Annotated in this window: 10 protein-coding genes; 2 read left to right on the forward strand and 8 right to left on the reverse strand. The window is 32.0% G+C overall.

Annotated elements, in window-relative coordinates; all coding sequences use genetic code 11:
* Window positions 1-183: an alpha/beta-type small acid-soluble spore protein gene (locus ACWJKS_RS11845; RefSeq protein ID WP_165412137.1), complete on the forward strand. Its 183-nt coding sequence runs from the start codon at window positions 1-3 to the stop codon at window positions 181-183.
* Between the two features lie 151 nt (window positions 184-334).
* On the opposite strand, the gene recJ is transcribed toward ACWJKS_RS11845, so the two are convergent.
* Window positions 335-2,104 (reverse strand): single-stranded-DNA-specific exonuclease RecJ, encoded by a 1,770-nt coding sequence (recJ, locus tag ACWJKS_RS11850; RefSeq protein ID WP_462959629.1) that lies wholly within the window; start codon window positions 2,102-2,104, stop codon window positions 335-337.
* Between the two features lie 2 nt (window positions 2,105-2,106).
* The gene (locus tag ACWJKS_RS11855) at window positions 2,107-3,366 is read right to left on the reverse strand and encodes a M16 family metallopeptidase (RefSeq protein WP_462959630.1); all 1,260 of its coding nucleotides are present in this window, start codon (window positions 3,364-3,366) and stop codon (window positions 2,107-2,109) included.
* A 157-nt stretch (window positions 3,367-3,523) separates the two neighbouring features.
* Here ACWJKS_RS11855 and ACWJKS_RS11860 point away from each other — a divergent pair, with 157 nt between their 5' ends.
* The gene (locus ACWJKS_RS11860; protein ID WP_462959631.1) at window positions 3,524-3,991 is read left to right on the forward strand and encodes a GtrA family protein; all 468 of its coding nucleotides are present in this window, start codon (window positions 3,524-3,526) and stop codon (window positions 3,989-3,991) included.
* A gap of 47 nt (window positions 3,992-4,038) precedes the next feature.
* On the opposite strand, the gene ACWJKS_RS11865 is transcribed toward ACWJKS_RS11860, so the two are convergent.
* The 6 genes from ACWJKS_RS11865 to ACWJKS_RS11890 form a co-directional block, all read right to left on the reverse strand.
* Window positions 4,039-6,963, reverse strand: coding sequence for a DNA topoisomerase IV subunit A (locus tag ACWJKS_RS11865; RefSeq protein ID WP_462959632.1), 2,925 nt, complete (start codon window positions 6,961-6,963; stop codon window positions 4,039-4,041).
* Window positions 6,964-7,066: 103 nt separating this feature from the next.
* Window positions 7,067-9,022, reverse strand: coding sequence for a DNA gyrase/topoisomerase IV subunit B (locus tag ACWJKS_RS11870; protein ID WP_462959633.1), 1,956 nt, complete (start codon window positions 9,020-9,022; stop codon window positions 7,067-7,069).
* Window positions 9,023-9,249: 227 nt separating this feature from the next.
* Window positions 9,250-9,636 carry a hypothetical protein gene (locus ACWJKS_RS11875; RefSeq protein ID WP_462959634.1) on the reverse strand — a complete coding sequence of 129 codons (387 nt, stop codon included), beginning with the start codon at window positions 9,634-9,636 and terminating at the stop codon, window positions 9,250-9,252.
* A 430-nt stretch (window positions 9,637-10,066) separates the two neighbouring features.
* Window positions 10,067-11,602 (reverse strand): transposase, encoded by a 1,536-nt coding sequence (locus tag ACWJKS_RS11880; RefSeq protein ID WP_462959514.1) that lies wholly within the window; start codon window positions 11,600-11,602, stop codon window positions 10,067-10,069.
* A gap of 838 nt (window positions 11,603-12,440) precedes the next feature.
* Window positions 12,441-14,486 (reverse strand): hypothetical protein, encoded by a 2,046-nt coding sequence (locus tag ACWJKS_RS11885; RefSeq protein WP_462959635.1) that lies wholly within the window; start codon window positions 14,484-14,486, stop codon window positions 12,441-12,443.
* 381 nt (window positions 14,487-14,867) lie between these two features.
* On the reverse strand, window positions 14,868-15,218 hold the full coding sequence (locus tag ACWJKS_RS11890; RefSeq protein WP_462959636.1) for a hypothetical protein: 351 nt from the start codon (window positions 15,216-15,218) through the stop codon (window positions 14,868-14,870).
* Window positions 15,219-15,289 lie beyond the last annotated feature (71 nt).

The following is a 15,289-nucleotide window of genomic DNA, read 5'->3' on the forward strand; positions in this document are numbered from 1 at the left end:
ATGTCAAACAGAAAGTTAGTACCTGAAGCTAAAGCTGGATTAAATTCATTTAAAATGGAAACTGCAAAAGAGTTAGGAGTAAATTTTACTGATTATAATGGAAACTTAACTTCTAGAGAATGCGGTTCTGTTGGTGGAGAGATGGTAAAAAAAATGGTAGAGCAATATGAGAAAAATTTATAATTTAAAAATAATATGATAAAAGTACATAGACCAAGGTCTATGTACCTTTATTTAACGAAGGCTTCAGCTCTGCCGGAGATAACATCTCTGAAAGAGATGATATCTCATTAGGCGATTAGCTTGAAAAAGATGCAGCTCCGTAGGAAATAATTTAACTAAGTTTAAATTCTAAAATTTTTAATTGAATAGATTTATATCCGTTATATTCATTAATTTGAGGTGAAAAAATTAAATCTATTTTCATTCCTTTTGGGCTCTTAAGATAGTTCATATATTCTTCTCCATATTTATCTTTTAGCATTTCTATAAATTCTTCCACTCTATTAAAACATATTCCATTAATTGTTTTATTTACACCGGGCATTACGCATTTTATTTTTAATGTATTTGCATTTTTACCTAATATATCTATTTTTAAAACAGGAATATTTTTTTCTGCAAGTAATGGGGTTGAATTTCCTTTACCAAAAGGCTCTAAAATTTCTAATTCATGAATCATCTCATAATTTATTTTGTTTAATGGCATTCGCTGGTCTATTCGTACCTTAGGTACAATATCATCATTGGTTAACTTGCAAAGAGAATTTAATTTCCACCTGAATTTTTCTATATTTTCTTCTTTTATAGATAAACCCGCAGCCATTGGATGACCCCCGAATTTTTCAAGTAACTCTCCGCAATTTATTAATTCCTCAAATAAATTGTATTCATCAATAGATCTTGCTGAACCTTTTGGGTTCTCTTTTCCTTTAGTTAAAATTATTGTTGGCACATTGAAAGTTTCCCTAACACGGCCTGCTACAATACCTGCGATGCTCTCATGAATAGTATCTTTATAAATTACTAACACTTTGTCATTTTTAAAAGTGGAGTGATGTATAAGTTCTATTACTTCTTCCACATTTTCGGTTGTCATCTCTTGTCTTTTTTTATTAAGTTCAAATAATGTTTTAGCTAGTTCTTTTGCTCTAGTCTCTTCTTCGCATAGAAGTAATTCTACTGAAATCGCTGCCGATTCTAACCTTCCAGTAGCATTTATACATGGTCCTATTTGAAACCCAACATGATAACATTTTATCTCTTTATCATTAATGCTTAAAATTTCCTTTAAACATTTTAGCCCAAGATTTTTTGTATTTGTTAACATAACTAAAGCATTTTTAGCAATTATTCTATTTTCAGAAATTAAATCTACCACATCACAAATAGTACCTATTCCTGCTATTTCTATAAATTCCTTTACATATTCCTTATTAATTCCAAGCTTTATATATAGTGCTTGTACAAATTTAAAAGCAATACCTGCACCACACAATTGTTTAAATGGGTAATTACATTCCTTTTGCTTTGGATTAATAACAGCATCTGCTGGTGGAACCTTGAAAGTTCGAATGCCCTTATCATCTTCTTCAAATGATAATTCATGGTGATCAGTTATTATGACAATCATTCCTAGTTCCTTTGCCAATTTAACCTGCTCAGTAGCTGCGATTCCATTATCGCAAGTTATAATCACTTCAAAACCTTGCTCATTTAGTTTTCTTATCCTATCAATATTTATTCCATAACCTTCATGTTCCCTATCCGGAACATAGTATTCCACATTTGCACCACAATGTTTTAATGCCTTATACATTATAACAGTACTAGTAACGCCGTCCGCATCATAATCACCATATACTACAATTTTTTCATTGTTTTCAATTGCTAGTTTAATTAAATCTGTAGCTTTTTCCATATCTTTCATTAAAAATGGATCATACAAATCCTCTATACTGGCTCTCATAAATTTTTTTATGTCTATTCCATTATCAAATCCCCTGTTAATTAGGATCTTAGCTACAACCTCACTTACACCTGAGCTTTTAGCTATTGAACTAACGTCTTTAGAAGTATTCCTTATCAACCACTTTTTTGCCATATTTATTTCCCACTTCCATTCTGAAATGTCGTTAAAACCTGTATAGTAGCATTCACTAAAACTTTGTTAACCACTCTCATTATTTCTTCATCCACAATGTTTCTCATACCATCAAATTCCGAGAAAATTTGTGAACTGTCTCCATACATAATTTCATATACACATAAATTTACGCTAGTTTGAATAGATTTTTCAAGGGCTATCATTCTTCTTAATTTGTAACTTTTGCATAGCTTTAAAATACACTGCTTATCAAAAAAATTCCTAAGATCTTTAACTTTTTCAATTTCATCATTAATAATTCCTATGGTCTTTTTAACATTTTCACATGAAGTTCCAAGGGTTATTGTGAAAAGTTTTATTCCTGTTTCATTTTTTATTTTGCTACTTATATCATATACAAGCCCTCTTTTAGTCCTAATTTCATCATACAAAATACTGCTTGTACCTTCTCCAAAAGCTAAGCTAAATAGCTTTAAAGCACTAATTTCTCTCTGGTTTAAATCATGTATTGGAAAACAATATTGGATTTTTGCACCTTGCAAGTCATCTCTATATTGAAAATAGGTGCCTGGCTTATTAATTTCATATAGACACCCTTTATCCCTTTCCAAATGGTCATTCCCACTAGATAATTTAGGATTTAAATTACCCATATACTTCTCCACTATCTCTGAAACCTTTTTAATGCCCATGGAAGATATTACACTTACTACGCAATTATCCGAGGTGTAATGCCTCTCATAAAAATCTTTGATTTGCTTAATGGTTATAGCACGGATGCTTACCTCTGTACCTATAATTAAATTCTTTATTCTTCGCTTTTCAAACCCATTATAGAGCATGGAATCTTCGCAAAACTGGTACGAATCATCTTTCCATTCTTTTAGTTCAGCGCTGATCACTTCTATTTCTTCTTTGAACCCATGCACTTTAAATGAAGGATTCAAAAGAATATCAGAGTAAATTTCAAACCCCTTTTCAAAATCTTCATCTAATGTGGTTCCGTAATATACTGCGTAGGGATAATTAGTCATCGCATTACAAAACCCAAAGGTTTCATCACATAATTTGTTTATTTCATATTCCGTGCGAGAAGCCGTCCCCTTAAAAAGCATATGCTCTACCACGTGAGCAATTCCTAAATATTCACTTTTCTCTTGATTTGCCCCTGCATTAAACCCTATTGTAAATGAAGTTAAATTATTTTCCGCTTTCTTGTACAATAACTTTATTCCATTTTCAAATATTACTTTTTCCATACATCCACTTTCCTTCTTTTATTTGTTTTTAAAATATTTCCCTTTTATTTTGTTTTCTTTTGTTGTACACTAATGTGTATGAGTGCATCATAATATTCTTTTCATAAAAAGGGTGGTGACTAATTTCTTAACATATTTTATTTAAGAATAAAGTTCTATGAATAATAAAAATAAAACACTGCAGTCCTTATCTCAATTTATAAATTATACTTTAGTTGGTGCTACTAACATTATAATAGAAATTATAATACTAAATACTCTTTCATTTACCACAGGCATAACGCATGGAAAAACATTGTTTGTTTTTAACATAATCGCATTCTCAGTTTATTCAATTTCTAGTTATAAATTAAATAAGAAGTTCACCTTTAAAGAAACTCCGCAGCAAAAAGGCTACCTTCAATATGCATCTGTACTATTTTTTAGTATGATTTTAAACAGCTCTATGTTAGTGCTATTAACAAGTAGGAATCCTTTAATTTCTCTTCTGCATTACCATAGTAATATAGTCCGCTTAAACCACTTGTGGTTTAACATATGTATCCTAATAGATTCTACAGTTATAGGCCTACTTGGTTTTTTAATTAACAAGTTTTTTGTTTTTAATAAAAAGAAGACATGCTAAAATTAAGTTTTATTTAACTTTTATTGCATGTCTTTTTTATATTTTTTTCAGATGCCTAAAATAACCTCCTCTACATAATCATCTATGAGTGCACTGGTTAAGTTTTTACCTCTACCTGCTCTATTTTGAACATTTATATCCTCAAGTCTTATAATCTTTTTTTCACCTTTAAATGAATTGACTGTTAAACTTAAATTCTCGTCAAGCGTCACAAGTATTTCATTGCAGCCATCTACCTTTTCCGTTACTGAATTTACCAAATCTACAAATATAACTTCATCATCATCTTTTAAGCTTATACCCGTTACCCCAGATGCAACTTTCCCCATAAAATTAATATTATTTACGTTAAATCTTATGCACATTGCCTTTTTGGTAACCATTAACACATCTTTATCTACATTATCTTTGTTAATTTTTACAAAGATTAATTTATCTTCTTTTGTTTTAAGTTTGCACACCAACGTAGAGAAGAAATTACCATCTAATTCACAAATCTTAGTTCGTTTTGTAAATCCTTTCTTTGTAAAAAGGTATATACTTGTTTCTTCGTTGAAATCATCAACAGACATAATCCCTATTATTTTATCATCAATATTAAAATTATCCAGCAAAGTATTAATACATATGCCTTTCTTATTAATATTCTGAACCATATAACTCGGTAGTTTATGTACTAATCCTTTTTGAGTAAATATAAGCAATGTAGCCGATGATTTGGTATAAGTGCTTAATGGAGCATTAGTTTTTTTACTAGATATTTTTATTGCACCTTTTGCATTTATACTAAAATTAAATTCTTTATAATCATACCCCTCTGTAAATTCTAATTTTACCACAACGTCTCCTTGGGTTAAATTAAATAACTGAGTGCCCACTACATTTCTAGGAACATCTTCAAGTATAGGTTCTTCTACAGAAAATTCCAGGCCTTCTTTAGTCAGTATCTTTATAAACCTTTCCTGTCTTTCCACAGGGATTAACTTAACTTTAAGAAGCTTTTCATTTTCTCTTAGTTTCAAAGCTGATAATTTAGTATAACTCGTAACGAATTTATCCACCCCTGTTTTCTTTATGTTTCCTTTGTTAGTAAAGAACATAAACTCCTTGTTAGCTGATAAGTTCTCCAATAAAAAACAAGAAACCACTTTTTCTTTTGTTAAATCTATCCCGCGAATAAGGGTATCAATTCTTTCACCCTTTTCCTTCCACTTATATTCTGGCACTAAATCTCCTCTTAGTTGATACATATTGCCTAGATCAGTAAAGATAATTAATGTATCTTTAGTATTGGTCTGTAGTAAATATGTATTAAAATCTCCCTCTCTATACTCTATATCTTCTATGTTAATGTTTGATCTATTATAGGATTTCATAGGCACTCTCTTTATATAACCCTCGTTAGATAAAGTTATCATAACATCCTCTACTACTAGTATATCTTCTACTTCTATTTTAGCTTGGCTATCATCCTCAATAATTTCCGTTCTTCTCGGATCATTATATTTTTCTTTAATTTCTGAGATTTCTGCTTTTATTACTTTAAGAAGTTCATTCTCATTTTCAAGAATTTTTTTATACCCCTTAATTAGTATTTCTAATTTTTTATATTCCTTTAAAAATATCTTTATTTCAAGTCCTGTTAGCTTATATAACATCATTTCAAGTATTGCTTCTGTTTGAAGCTCAGTAAAATTAAACTTAACTATCAGGTTCTGTCCAGCATCTTTTTTAGATTTTGAACTTCTAATTGTTGCAATTATTTCATCCATTACATCTACAGCCTTAATAAATCCTTCTACAATATGGAATCTACTTTCTGCAACCTCTAGCTCTCTTTGGGTTCTTTTAGTAACAACATCTTTTTGGTGGTTTAAGTAGTGCATTAATATGGTTTTAAGCCCCATAGTTTGGGGTTTACCATTGGCTAAAGCTACCATGTTAAAAGATATATTGCACTGAAGTTCTGTTTTCATCATTAAATATTTAAGTACCTTGGTAGCAGTTTCCCTATTTGTGGACTTTTTAAATTCAATTACTGATCTAAGTCCACTTCTATCAGATTCATCTCTAATGTCTACAATAGACTCTAAAGACTTTAAATGTTTTTTATCTGCTGTCATATCAGAAATAGATTGAAGTAATTTCGCCTTGTTTTTTCTATATGGAAACTCCGTAATAACTATGCCAAGGCGTCCACTTTCTAAAGCTTCAATTTTCATTTTGGAACGTAACGTTACCTTACCTTCCCCAGTCTCATAGGCAGATTCCATAGCATTTTTGCCAATTATTATGCCTCCTGTTGGTAAATCGGGTCCTTTAATATACTGCATAAGCTCTTTTGTTGTAATTTCTTTATTATCAGCATAAGCGAGTAACCCATCAATTACCTCTCCTAAATTGTGAGGTGGTATATTTGTTGCTATTCCTACCGCTATACCAAAGGTTCCATTTACTAATAGATTTGGATATCTTGATGGCAGTACCGATGGTTCTTTCTCTGTATCGGAATAATTATCTACCATATCCACAACGCCTTTATCAATATCTCTTATCATTTCAAGCGCAATAGGAGAAAGCCTTGCTTCTGTATAACGCATAGCAGCTGCATTATCCCCATCTTGACTTCCCCAATTTCCATGACCATCTATCAATGGTTTTCTTGTAGCAAAAGATTGAGCTAGTATTACCATGGCTCCATAAACAGAGCTATCTCCATGCGGATGGTATTTACCAAGAATATCTCCAACTATTCTTGCTGATTTATAATAAGGCTTATCTGGAAATGCCTTTAGCATATATGCTCCATAAAGAATCCTTCTATGCACTGGTTTTAAACCATCGCGTACATCTGGCAGTGCTCTTTCTCTTGCAACTTCCACTGCATATGGAAGATAGTTATCTGGCATAGCTTCTTCAATTGGAATCATTACTATATTATTATCTTTAGGTACATCAATTTTTCTTGCCATTTAGCAAATCCCCCCATTAATCATCACCTATGGTGCTGTTAATCATCACCTACTGTGCTGCTTTCATCACACAATGTGATGCTAACGGCTTTCAAAAGCGTCGTTAGAACTCAGCATATTTATACATATAATTTTTTCTAGGTGCAACAACATCGCCCATTAGAAGTGAAACCATCTTCTCAGCCTTTGCTGCATCCTCTATAGTAACCTGTTGAAGCGTCCTTGTAGCTGGGTTTAGTGTAGTTTCCCAAAGTTGATCTGGATTCATTTCTCCAAGCCCCTTATATCTTTGGATAAGAGCACCTTTTCCAATTTCTTTTTTTGTCTCAGCTAATTGCTCATCACTATATGCATACCTAGCCACTTCACCATTTTTCGTGTTCTTATAAACCTTATAAAGTGGTGGCATTCCCATATAAAGATGACCTTTTGCAATTAGTGGCCTCATATACCTATAAATAAAAGTCATCCATAATGTTCTAATATGATAGCCATCAACATCTGCATCACTTAAAATAATTATTTTATCATATTTTAAATCTTTTTCATGGTAATTATCTAAAACTCCCGTTCCAATTGCAGTGTTGAATATTTTTAACTCTTCGCTAGCTAGTACATTTTCTAGCTTTTGCTTTTCTGTATTCATAATTTTACCTTTTGATGGCATTATAGATTGAAACCTTCTATCTCTAGCTTGCTTAGCACTTCCACCAGCTGAGTCTCCTTCGACTACTATAAATTCTGTAACATTTGAATCTTTTATTGTACATACTGCAATCTTCCCCGCAAGAGGAGCTGCTCCCTTACCTACTTTTTTTCTTTCCGCTTCATTAATCTTTTTTATTTTGTCCCGCCTAGATGCGGCAGAAAGTGCATTATTTATTATATTAGTAGCCATCTCTTTATTATCTTCTATCCATTCTAAAATTTTAACATAACACAATTCATTCATCATGCTGTATGCCTCATTATTTCCTAGCTTGCTTTTAGTTTGGCCTTCAAAGATTGGGTTACTTATTTTAATTCTAACTATTGCTGTCATGCCTTCTCTTAAATCGTCACCTTCAAATTCCTTATCTTTCTCTTTTAAAAGATTAAGCTTTTTAGCTCCTTCTTTAAAAGCCCTTGTCATCCCTGTTTTAAATCCAGTTTCATGAGTTCCAGATTCTGTAGTTGGTATGTTGTTAACATAGCTAGCAATGTATTCTGTAGTAGAATCAGTAAATTGAATACATATTTCTCCATACAATTGCATCCCATTTATCTCCTTTTCACCTTGAAAGAATATAGGGTCCTTGTGAAGAAGAGTTTTGCTTTCATTTAAATAATCAATAAAATCTAGAAGACCCCTGTCAGAGTGATATTCCTTCATGACGTTTCCATCTTTTCTCTTATCTTTAAACACTAAGGTAATTCCTTTATTTTGGAACGCCAATTCTTGTAATCTTTCATCAATAAAATCGTAACTGAATTCCAAAGTAGTAAATACATTTTTATCCGGCATAAAAGTAATTTTACTACCTGTTTTTTTTGTTTCTCCTATTATTTCAAGCTTACCCACCGGTGTACCTGGCATAAGTCTTTTTAACTCAGCATCATAAGCATATTCAAATCTTTGAGTGAAAATTTTCCCCTTTTGTTTTATTTCAACTAGTAACCATTCTGATAATGCATTTACAACTGCTGCTCCAACACCATGAAGTCCACCAGAAGTTTTATAATTTTTATTATTAAACTTTCCGCCAGTATGAAGCTCAGTAAATACCATTTCTACACCAGATTTATTTTTTATAGGATGTATTCCTGTTGGAATACCCCTACCATTATCAACAATAGTGACACTTTTATCTTTATTTAATATAATTTCAGCTCTATCGCCGTAGCCATTAGCTATCTCATCTATAGAATTATCCAATATCTCCCATATACAATGATGTAGGCCTTTACTTCCTGTAGACCCTATGTACATACCAGGTCTTATCCTTACAGGCTCTAGTTTTTCTAGAGAAGTCAAGTCTGTTACATCATATGTTTGAATTTCTTCTTTATCAAAACTCATAAAAATCCTCCAGTAAAATTTTATCATACATTTGTTATTTTATATGTTTATTAGCAAAAGGTAAAGGGATTTATATAAAAAATCAGAACATTAGTTTCTGTTTTCAGAGGAGTTTTTATTCTTTTATATTGCTTTTACCCAATTTTATATAAAAATATTGACCGGCAGAATAAGATTTTTCTACTGGTCAATGCAGTAATTCACTCTAATTTTAGTCACCAATATGCTCAATCTATTTTTTTATTAGTTGGTGGCAATAACGCCGCAGCTACTCTTATTAAATATTTTACGCTTTCATCATCTACATTACTTTTAAAATCCAATAGATTAGTGCCTTCTTTTACAATTTTAATAGCTTCCTCTTCTTTAAGGGTATTTTCGCTGTTTTTATAGTTAATTTCTACATATTGCACTGCTTTTGAAACAATCCTAATAATTTTCTTAGCGTTTTCAGGTGTAGATTCTGCAGCAGTTAAAGAACCAAGTATTATATAAGCAAGACCAAAATAGTCGTCCTTAATATTTACACCTTTTTCTTTTAACAAATAGGCTAAATACCCAAGTCCCATTGCTAAAAGCACTATTAATACATATTGTGTAATTATCTCTACCATCACGTACCCTCCTTATTTGAGTTTATACTACTTTAATATGCTATCCAAATAAAAAAGGGTACATGTTTTGATTAAATTACAGAAATAATAAAAATAGAACTAAGAAAAACCACTCCTTAGTTCTATCTTAGCCCTTGATATATATGACTACATAACTTTTACTATATCCACAATAGTCTCAATATGAGGAGTGTGTCTATACTTTGCATTTTATTTTATCTGTTTATATTTTATAATACTCTGTGAACATAGATATAATACCGAGTGTACTCGAAAAACAATAATTAACAATTCCCATATTTGAGGAATAAAAGTATTTATTTGGATGAAATGCTATACTTGAATTAATAGTAGGCATGACAAAAAGGCTTTTTTATACACTATTTTAAAAAAGCCGTAGGCTGGTTATTGAGTTAAAACTGATTATAAATTAGGCAGCTATTTTCTTGAAAACCGGGAAGATATCAGCAATTGTTACCTCTTTTTCATTAGCCCAAGCATCTATAAAACAGCAAAATGCACCAAGAAATACTCTTGTTATTCTGCGACCAACGGAATAGATAATCGATTTTTCAGCATGGAAGTCGTTGTTTATTCTATCCCAACACCTTTCAGTAGTTGAACGTCGTTTATAAAGAGATTTCCATTGCTTTGAACCTCTTAGTATAGGAGTAAAATATCTTGGATTATCTAATGTTTTAGTGTAATAAATTTTCTTGCTTTTAATAGGACATTTTTCACAGTGGTCACATTGAACTGGGAATAACCATTTATGCCTAAATTCCTTACGGACGATTCCCCAATTACGAAGCTGATGTCCACAAATTTTCCCATGAGGAATGCCCTTATCGTCAAGTTCAACAAAATCACTGCCTGATGAAGGTTTTAAAGAACGTGAATTTAAATCAATAATAGGATTTATTCCATAATGCATGCATAAAAGATAAAATGCATTAGCATCATAGGCAGAATCTAAGGCTACGGAATAGAATTTAATTTCAGGGTATAAATCTACAATCTCTTTAAGTGCATAAACACCGGTAACAGAATCATGCCGTGCTGCACTAACAAATTTAATATGGATAGGTAGGCTGTAAAAACTATCACAGGCAGTGAACCCGTGATAAGTTTGACCATAGTAATAGTGTTCATTAAAGCTATCCCAACCCCAGCTAGCACTGGGATCGGTAAACTTTCGATAACAAGCACAATGCTCTCCTGGTTTAAGTTTGCAATCACAAACTTTTTTACCATAAGGCGAAGCCTGTGTAGGCATACAAGTTCCATCACCAGCAATATTTAGTTTAGAAGGGTCACCCAAAATGCCCATTGATAAGGAAGGAATAACAAATAATTCCTTAAGTATGTTGTTCATTTTGGATTCTATTCTGTCAGAAAGCTTAGAATTATCATATTTTAAGATTCTTTTAACTAAACGTTCGACTACACCAGATTTGGAGTTATTCATCTTTTGGTTTTTCTTTTGTTTTTTACTTGGTTTACGTTTCAATTTACGCAGTTTGGATTTATATAGGATTTTATCCTTATGAATCAGCCTATCCATAAAATCATAAAAAGTACCTATGCCAGGTATTTGATCAGCAACTATGCCTTCGGCTTTAAAAGGCGAGTAGCAAGCAGGGATAAAGCCTGACAGAATTGCATAAAACGGTTCTGAACGTAATGTCTTTATCCAAGATGATATGCTGGTTTCTTTACAATAAGCCATAATAATAAGTGATCTGAGTAAAGCTACCGCATCTTTGGGCGGAGCCCCTTGATTGGAGTTAGAATAAGCACTTTGTATTAGAGGGACAATTCCGGTTAGGTCGGCAGACCAGATTTTTGTTATTATTGAACTACGCTCAAACAAAGTAATTTCTTGATTATTTTGAATAAAGAATTTTTCTAGAAATGTTTCAACGAAATTTTGATATTGAGTATGTGAGGCCTTAACAGTTAACATAAAAATCACTCCTTATAAATGAAAAATGGTAATAATATACATAATTCATTTTGCGAAATTTTTACTGCTGTCAAGTCTTATTTAAAACTATTTAATTAAAATAAATCGATAATACTAAGGATAGCTTAGACTATCTATGCTATCCGAAAGATATAAAACTCGAAGAAATTCTGGGGTGAAGTTGATATATGAATAAAAATGAACCTAGAATTAGCAATGGCTTGAGAGTTTCCGAGAGTACTATAATACCATCTATGAGGTATATAATAATTTTTAAGCACTAAAATTATTTAATTATATCTAATCATATTTTATGGACCGGTGGAAATTAGTCGGAATTTCCGCCGCATCATTAAGAATGGCAAACGGGTGCCATTGCCACCATAAACTTAACTTTTGTAATAACCTACATACCATATCTCAGCCCGTGGATATTTCTAAATTTACACTTAACATTCTATAAAATAGAGCTTATGATTCTAGTGCTGTTAAATATTAGTGATGCTGATAAATAAAGGTTTGATGGGGTTTTAATAAAAATTCGACATCTCTCTGTTATTCTTTGGCAGAGAGGGATTTTTATAAAATATGATTTTATAATATCCTTCACATTCCTTACACTTATCAATTAAATATTTATTTTACAACTTCTAATTGTAAGAATAATCAGAAGTTAAAACTACCGGTTTTGTATAAATATCTTTACAGGACCTATATACTCAACCAACTGTAATAGAAATTATATACGTGATTTTTTCTACTTTCCTTATTTTCTAACCAGTTTCTTCAATCCAAAAACATCAATTTGATACAGTAGCCTATACATCCATTCTGGCAATTACGTAGTTCCGGATAACCCAAATAAGTATCCTAATCCTTGTGGAGTATCGTAACTACTCAGTTGCATATATGCAATCGTCTTAACCTTTGAGAATGGGTCAGAAGCTTCAGCCATGCCTTGGGTAAGGTTATACAATAAGTCAAATGGGATGAGAAGTGTTCGTTGTGTTATATTGTGGAAGTATTGTCCATTATCACGTTTGTAGTATTCCTTCATACTATCCCATACTTTCAGCAACTCATCCCTGTCCTTATGCATTTCTACAATAGATGAATGAAGACTTGGATCATCCACCTTGTAGTCGTAATAACAAATAGCCTTTAGAATTCCTTTACTTACAATATTTTCACCTAGTGTTCCAAACCCAAGCGTAGTGCAGGATATCCTCCAAAAGGTTGGATTTTCCGGTAGCTTTAAAGTAGCGATATGTTTTCCTTTTCCTTTTCCTTTGAGAATATCCTTATCCCCATACTCTTTGTCATACAGCACCAGTTCACCAGTTCTAAAAGCAGCTTCACAGCGATATGCCTGCAAAGTACTTTTGAGATACGATTTGGACAAGTCAATCAGCAGTCTACCAATATGTCCTGAACGTGAATCCCTTCTTAAAGGCTTTGTTTTGCATTCAAAGAGAAATATATCATTCCCGTTCATAACTACCCCATCTGATTCAAACACTTGCTTATTTAAGATATACTTTCCAGTATGTACATGTAACTGTGAATTTGTCTCTATCCATCTCCTTATGAAGTCCTCGTACACTATCCCAATATTAGGGTATCCTATCTTCTCCAATATCTTATCATATAGACCAGTACATGCTACAGATGGTAGCTGAAGAAAGCATTCCCTCTGTGTAGACCCCGGCACCTGTATTAGCCACATAGAATCATCGTTGTTAGAGCTCATATCCATCGGCTGGTTAAATTTGTTGTTAACTGGAGAATCGGTTATCATATTCTGAAAATATGATGTGACCTTCTGCTTATCAATATTTTGAGATAGGATTTTCTCACTTAAAATATCTGCAGGCTTAATTCGGAATTTTGCCCTTTCTTTAAGCCTTAGTTGCTGTGTCGCATACTGAATAATCGCTCTTGAAATACAGATAAACTCATTCACATTCACCCCAATTTTTGAAATTATTTCACTTTCGTAGGGCAATAGAATATTTCCCAGGAGGATTAAAACACTTTCCGGATTATACTGCTTATCTTTAAATAACGCATCATGAAAGATGACTTTCTGTAAGTATTGAATCGGATCTCCCTGAAAAAACATAAACTCAAATTGTGAATTAATTCGGTAGTCAAATAAATTAACTAAAGCATTAGTAAGCCTATTAATAGTTTGTAGGCGGGAAGTATCACCATCTCCAGAAGAAGAAGAAGTGCTACGTATTGTAGCATGTTTGATTGCGATATGATATAAAAATTTCCGTGATGTACTATTTGTTGTAAATAATCTAGAATTTTCATCATACGCCTCCATGTACAGCAAGTATATTGCAGACAAGAATCTAAAAGCACCATAATTTACGACATTTTCTTCAATTACATGGAAAAGATATTGTGAAACATCATCCTCATTTTGCAACTCCCCATCTTCTATTACACACTGTGTTACCAACTGCTCCAACTCCAAAATATTTTCTGTATATCTCCACTCTTTTGGGTACAGTCGCTTATAGTATTCTTCAACTTCATTAGGTCCTTCACATTGCAGTGCATAATAGAAAACAGCCAGCTTTACAAGTTTGACTATCTCATGTTTATTTAGGTCTCTATCTGTTCTTTTCGCCGCCCTATTAAGCTCAGATATGCTATAAGAAACCTTTTCTAATACCTTTAGAGGCTCTTGTACATCAATAAGATTCTTTTTATATTGATAAAAGTAATGCCTTCGCAGTTTTGTTAACTTGCTTTCACACCTCTCATAGCCAGCAATTTGAAGGATGGCCTTTATTTGTTGACGTAATTCCACAATGACCCGGTCCAAAGAATAATACTCACCATCAGATTCTATTCCAAAATATTCATACAAATTATCAAGCCCATTCGGATAAATCGGAAGATAAGGTTCAATTTTTTTTTATATTTGCTGATCGCCAGGGTGAATGTCTCAATCATTTTCATTCTATTTTGCCTCACTTTACTTAATATGATTAGTTTTCCTTCTCTTTCAGAGGAGTATGTAGCCCTCGTCAGTAAATATAATAGACATGATATTGGCAGTAATAGTCTTTTGGGCAACTACTAATTATTAGCCTAATGGGTGTATGAAAGTTATAAGTTTTGTCTTTAATAAAAATTTATATAGAATTTTGCTTAAATTGTCCTTAACATTAACTAGACTAGCCTAGCCTTCACAATGTCAACAGTAACTCAATCATGGTTTTTTCTACAATAATAGTTGTGTCTTTATTTACTCTAAATTTATTAAGTTATTATATTGTTCCAATGCATACCTATCAGTCATTCCTGAAATATAATCTACAATTACAATTATATTTTTTTCATTTTTACAACTTTCGTATTTATTATAGGTCTCTTTTGGTAGTTTTGATGGATTTTCTTTATAAAAATTAAATAAACTCTTAATAATTATTTTCCCTCTTCTATCCATTTCTTGAATTTTATAATTACTTAAAAGAAGTTCGTTTAGATTGTTATGAAAATCATTAATAATAGATTTTAGAGGTTCGTTATATACAATATATTCTTTGTTTACTTCTAAAGCTTTAACATTTTCACCTTTAAGGTAAGCGTCAAACACTCCCCACATTCCTATACTTTTGAATTCGTGAGATAATAACCTCAAAGCAAGGAGGTTATTGTTATGTCAAG

It is taken from the genome of Clostridium sp. CM038 (genome assembly GCF_055081105.1).

Excerpts from the sequence above, each read along its gene's own strand:
- ACWJKS_RS11845 (WP_165412137.1), top strand. The coding sequence starts at position 1 with ATGTCAAACAGAAAGTTAGTACCTGAAGCTAAAGCTGGATTAAATTCA.
- recJ (WP_462959629.1), bottom strand. The coding sequence starts at position 2,104 with ATGGCAAAAAAGTGGTTGATAAGGAATACTTCTAAAGACGTTAGTTCA.
- ACWJKS_RS11855 (WP_462959630.1), bottom strand. The coding sequence starts at position 3,366 with ATGGAAAAAGTAATATTTGAAAATGGAATAAAGTTATTGTACAAGAAA.
- ACWJKS_RS11860 (WP_462959631.1), top strand. The coding sequence starts at position 3,524 with ATGAATAATAAAAATAAAACACTGCAGTCCTTATCTCAATTTATAAAT.
- ACWJKS_RS11865 (WP_462959632.1), bottom strand. The coding sequence starts at position 6,963 with ATGGCAAGAAAAATTGATGTACCTAAAGATAATAATATAGTAATGATT.
- ACWJKS_RS11870 (WP_462959633.1), bottom strand. The coding sequence starts at position 9,022 with ATGAGTTTTGATAAAGAAGAAATTCAAACATATGATGTAACAGACTTG.
- ACWJKS_RS11875 (WP_462959634.1), bottom strand. The coding sequence starts at position 9,636 with ATGGTAGAGATAATTACACAATATGTATTAATAGTGCTTTTAGCAATG.
- ACWJKS_RS11880 (WP_462959514.1), bottom strand. The coding sequence starts at position 11,602 with ATGTTAACTGTTAAGGCCTCACATACTCAATATCAAAATTTCGTTGAA.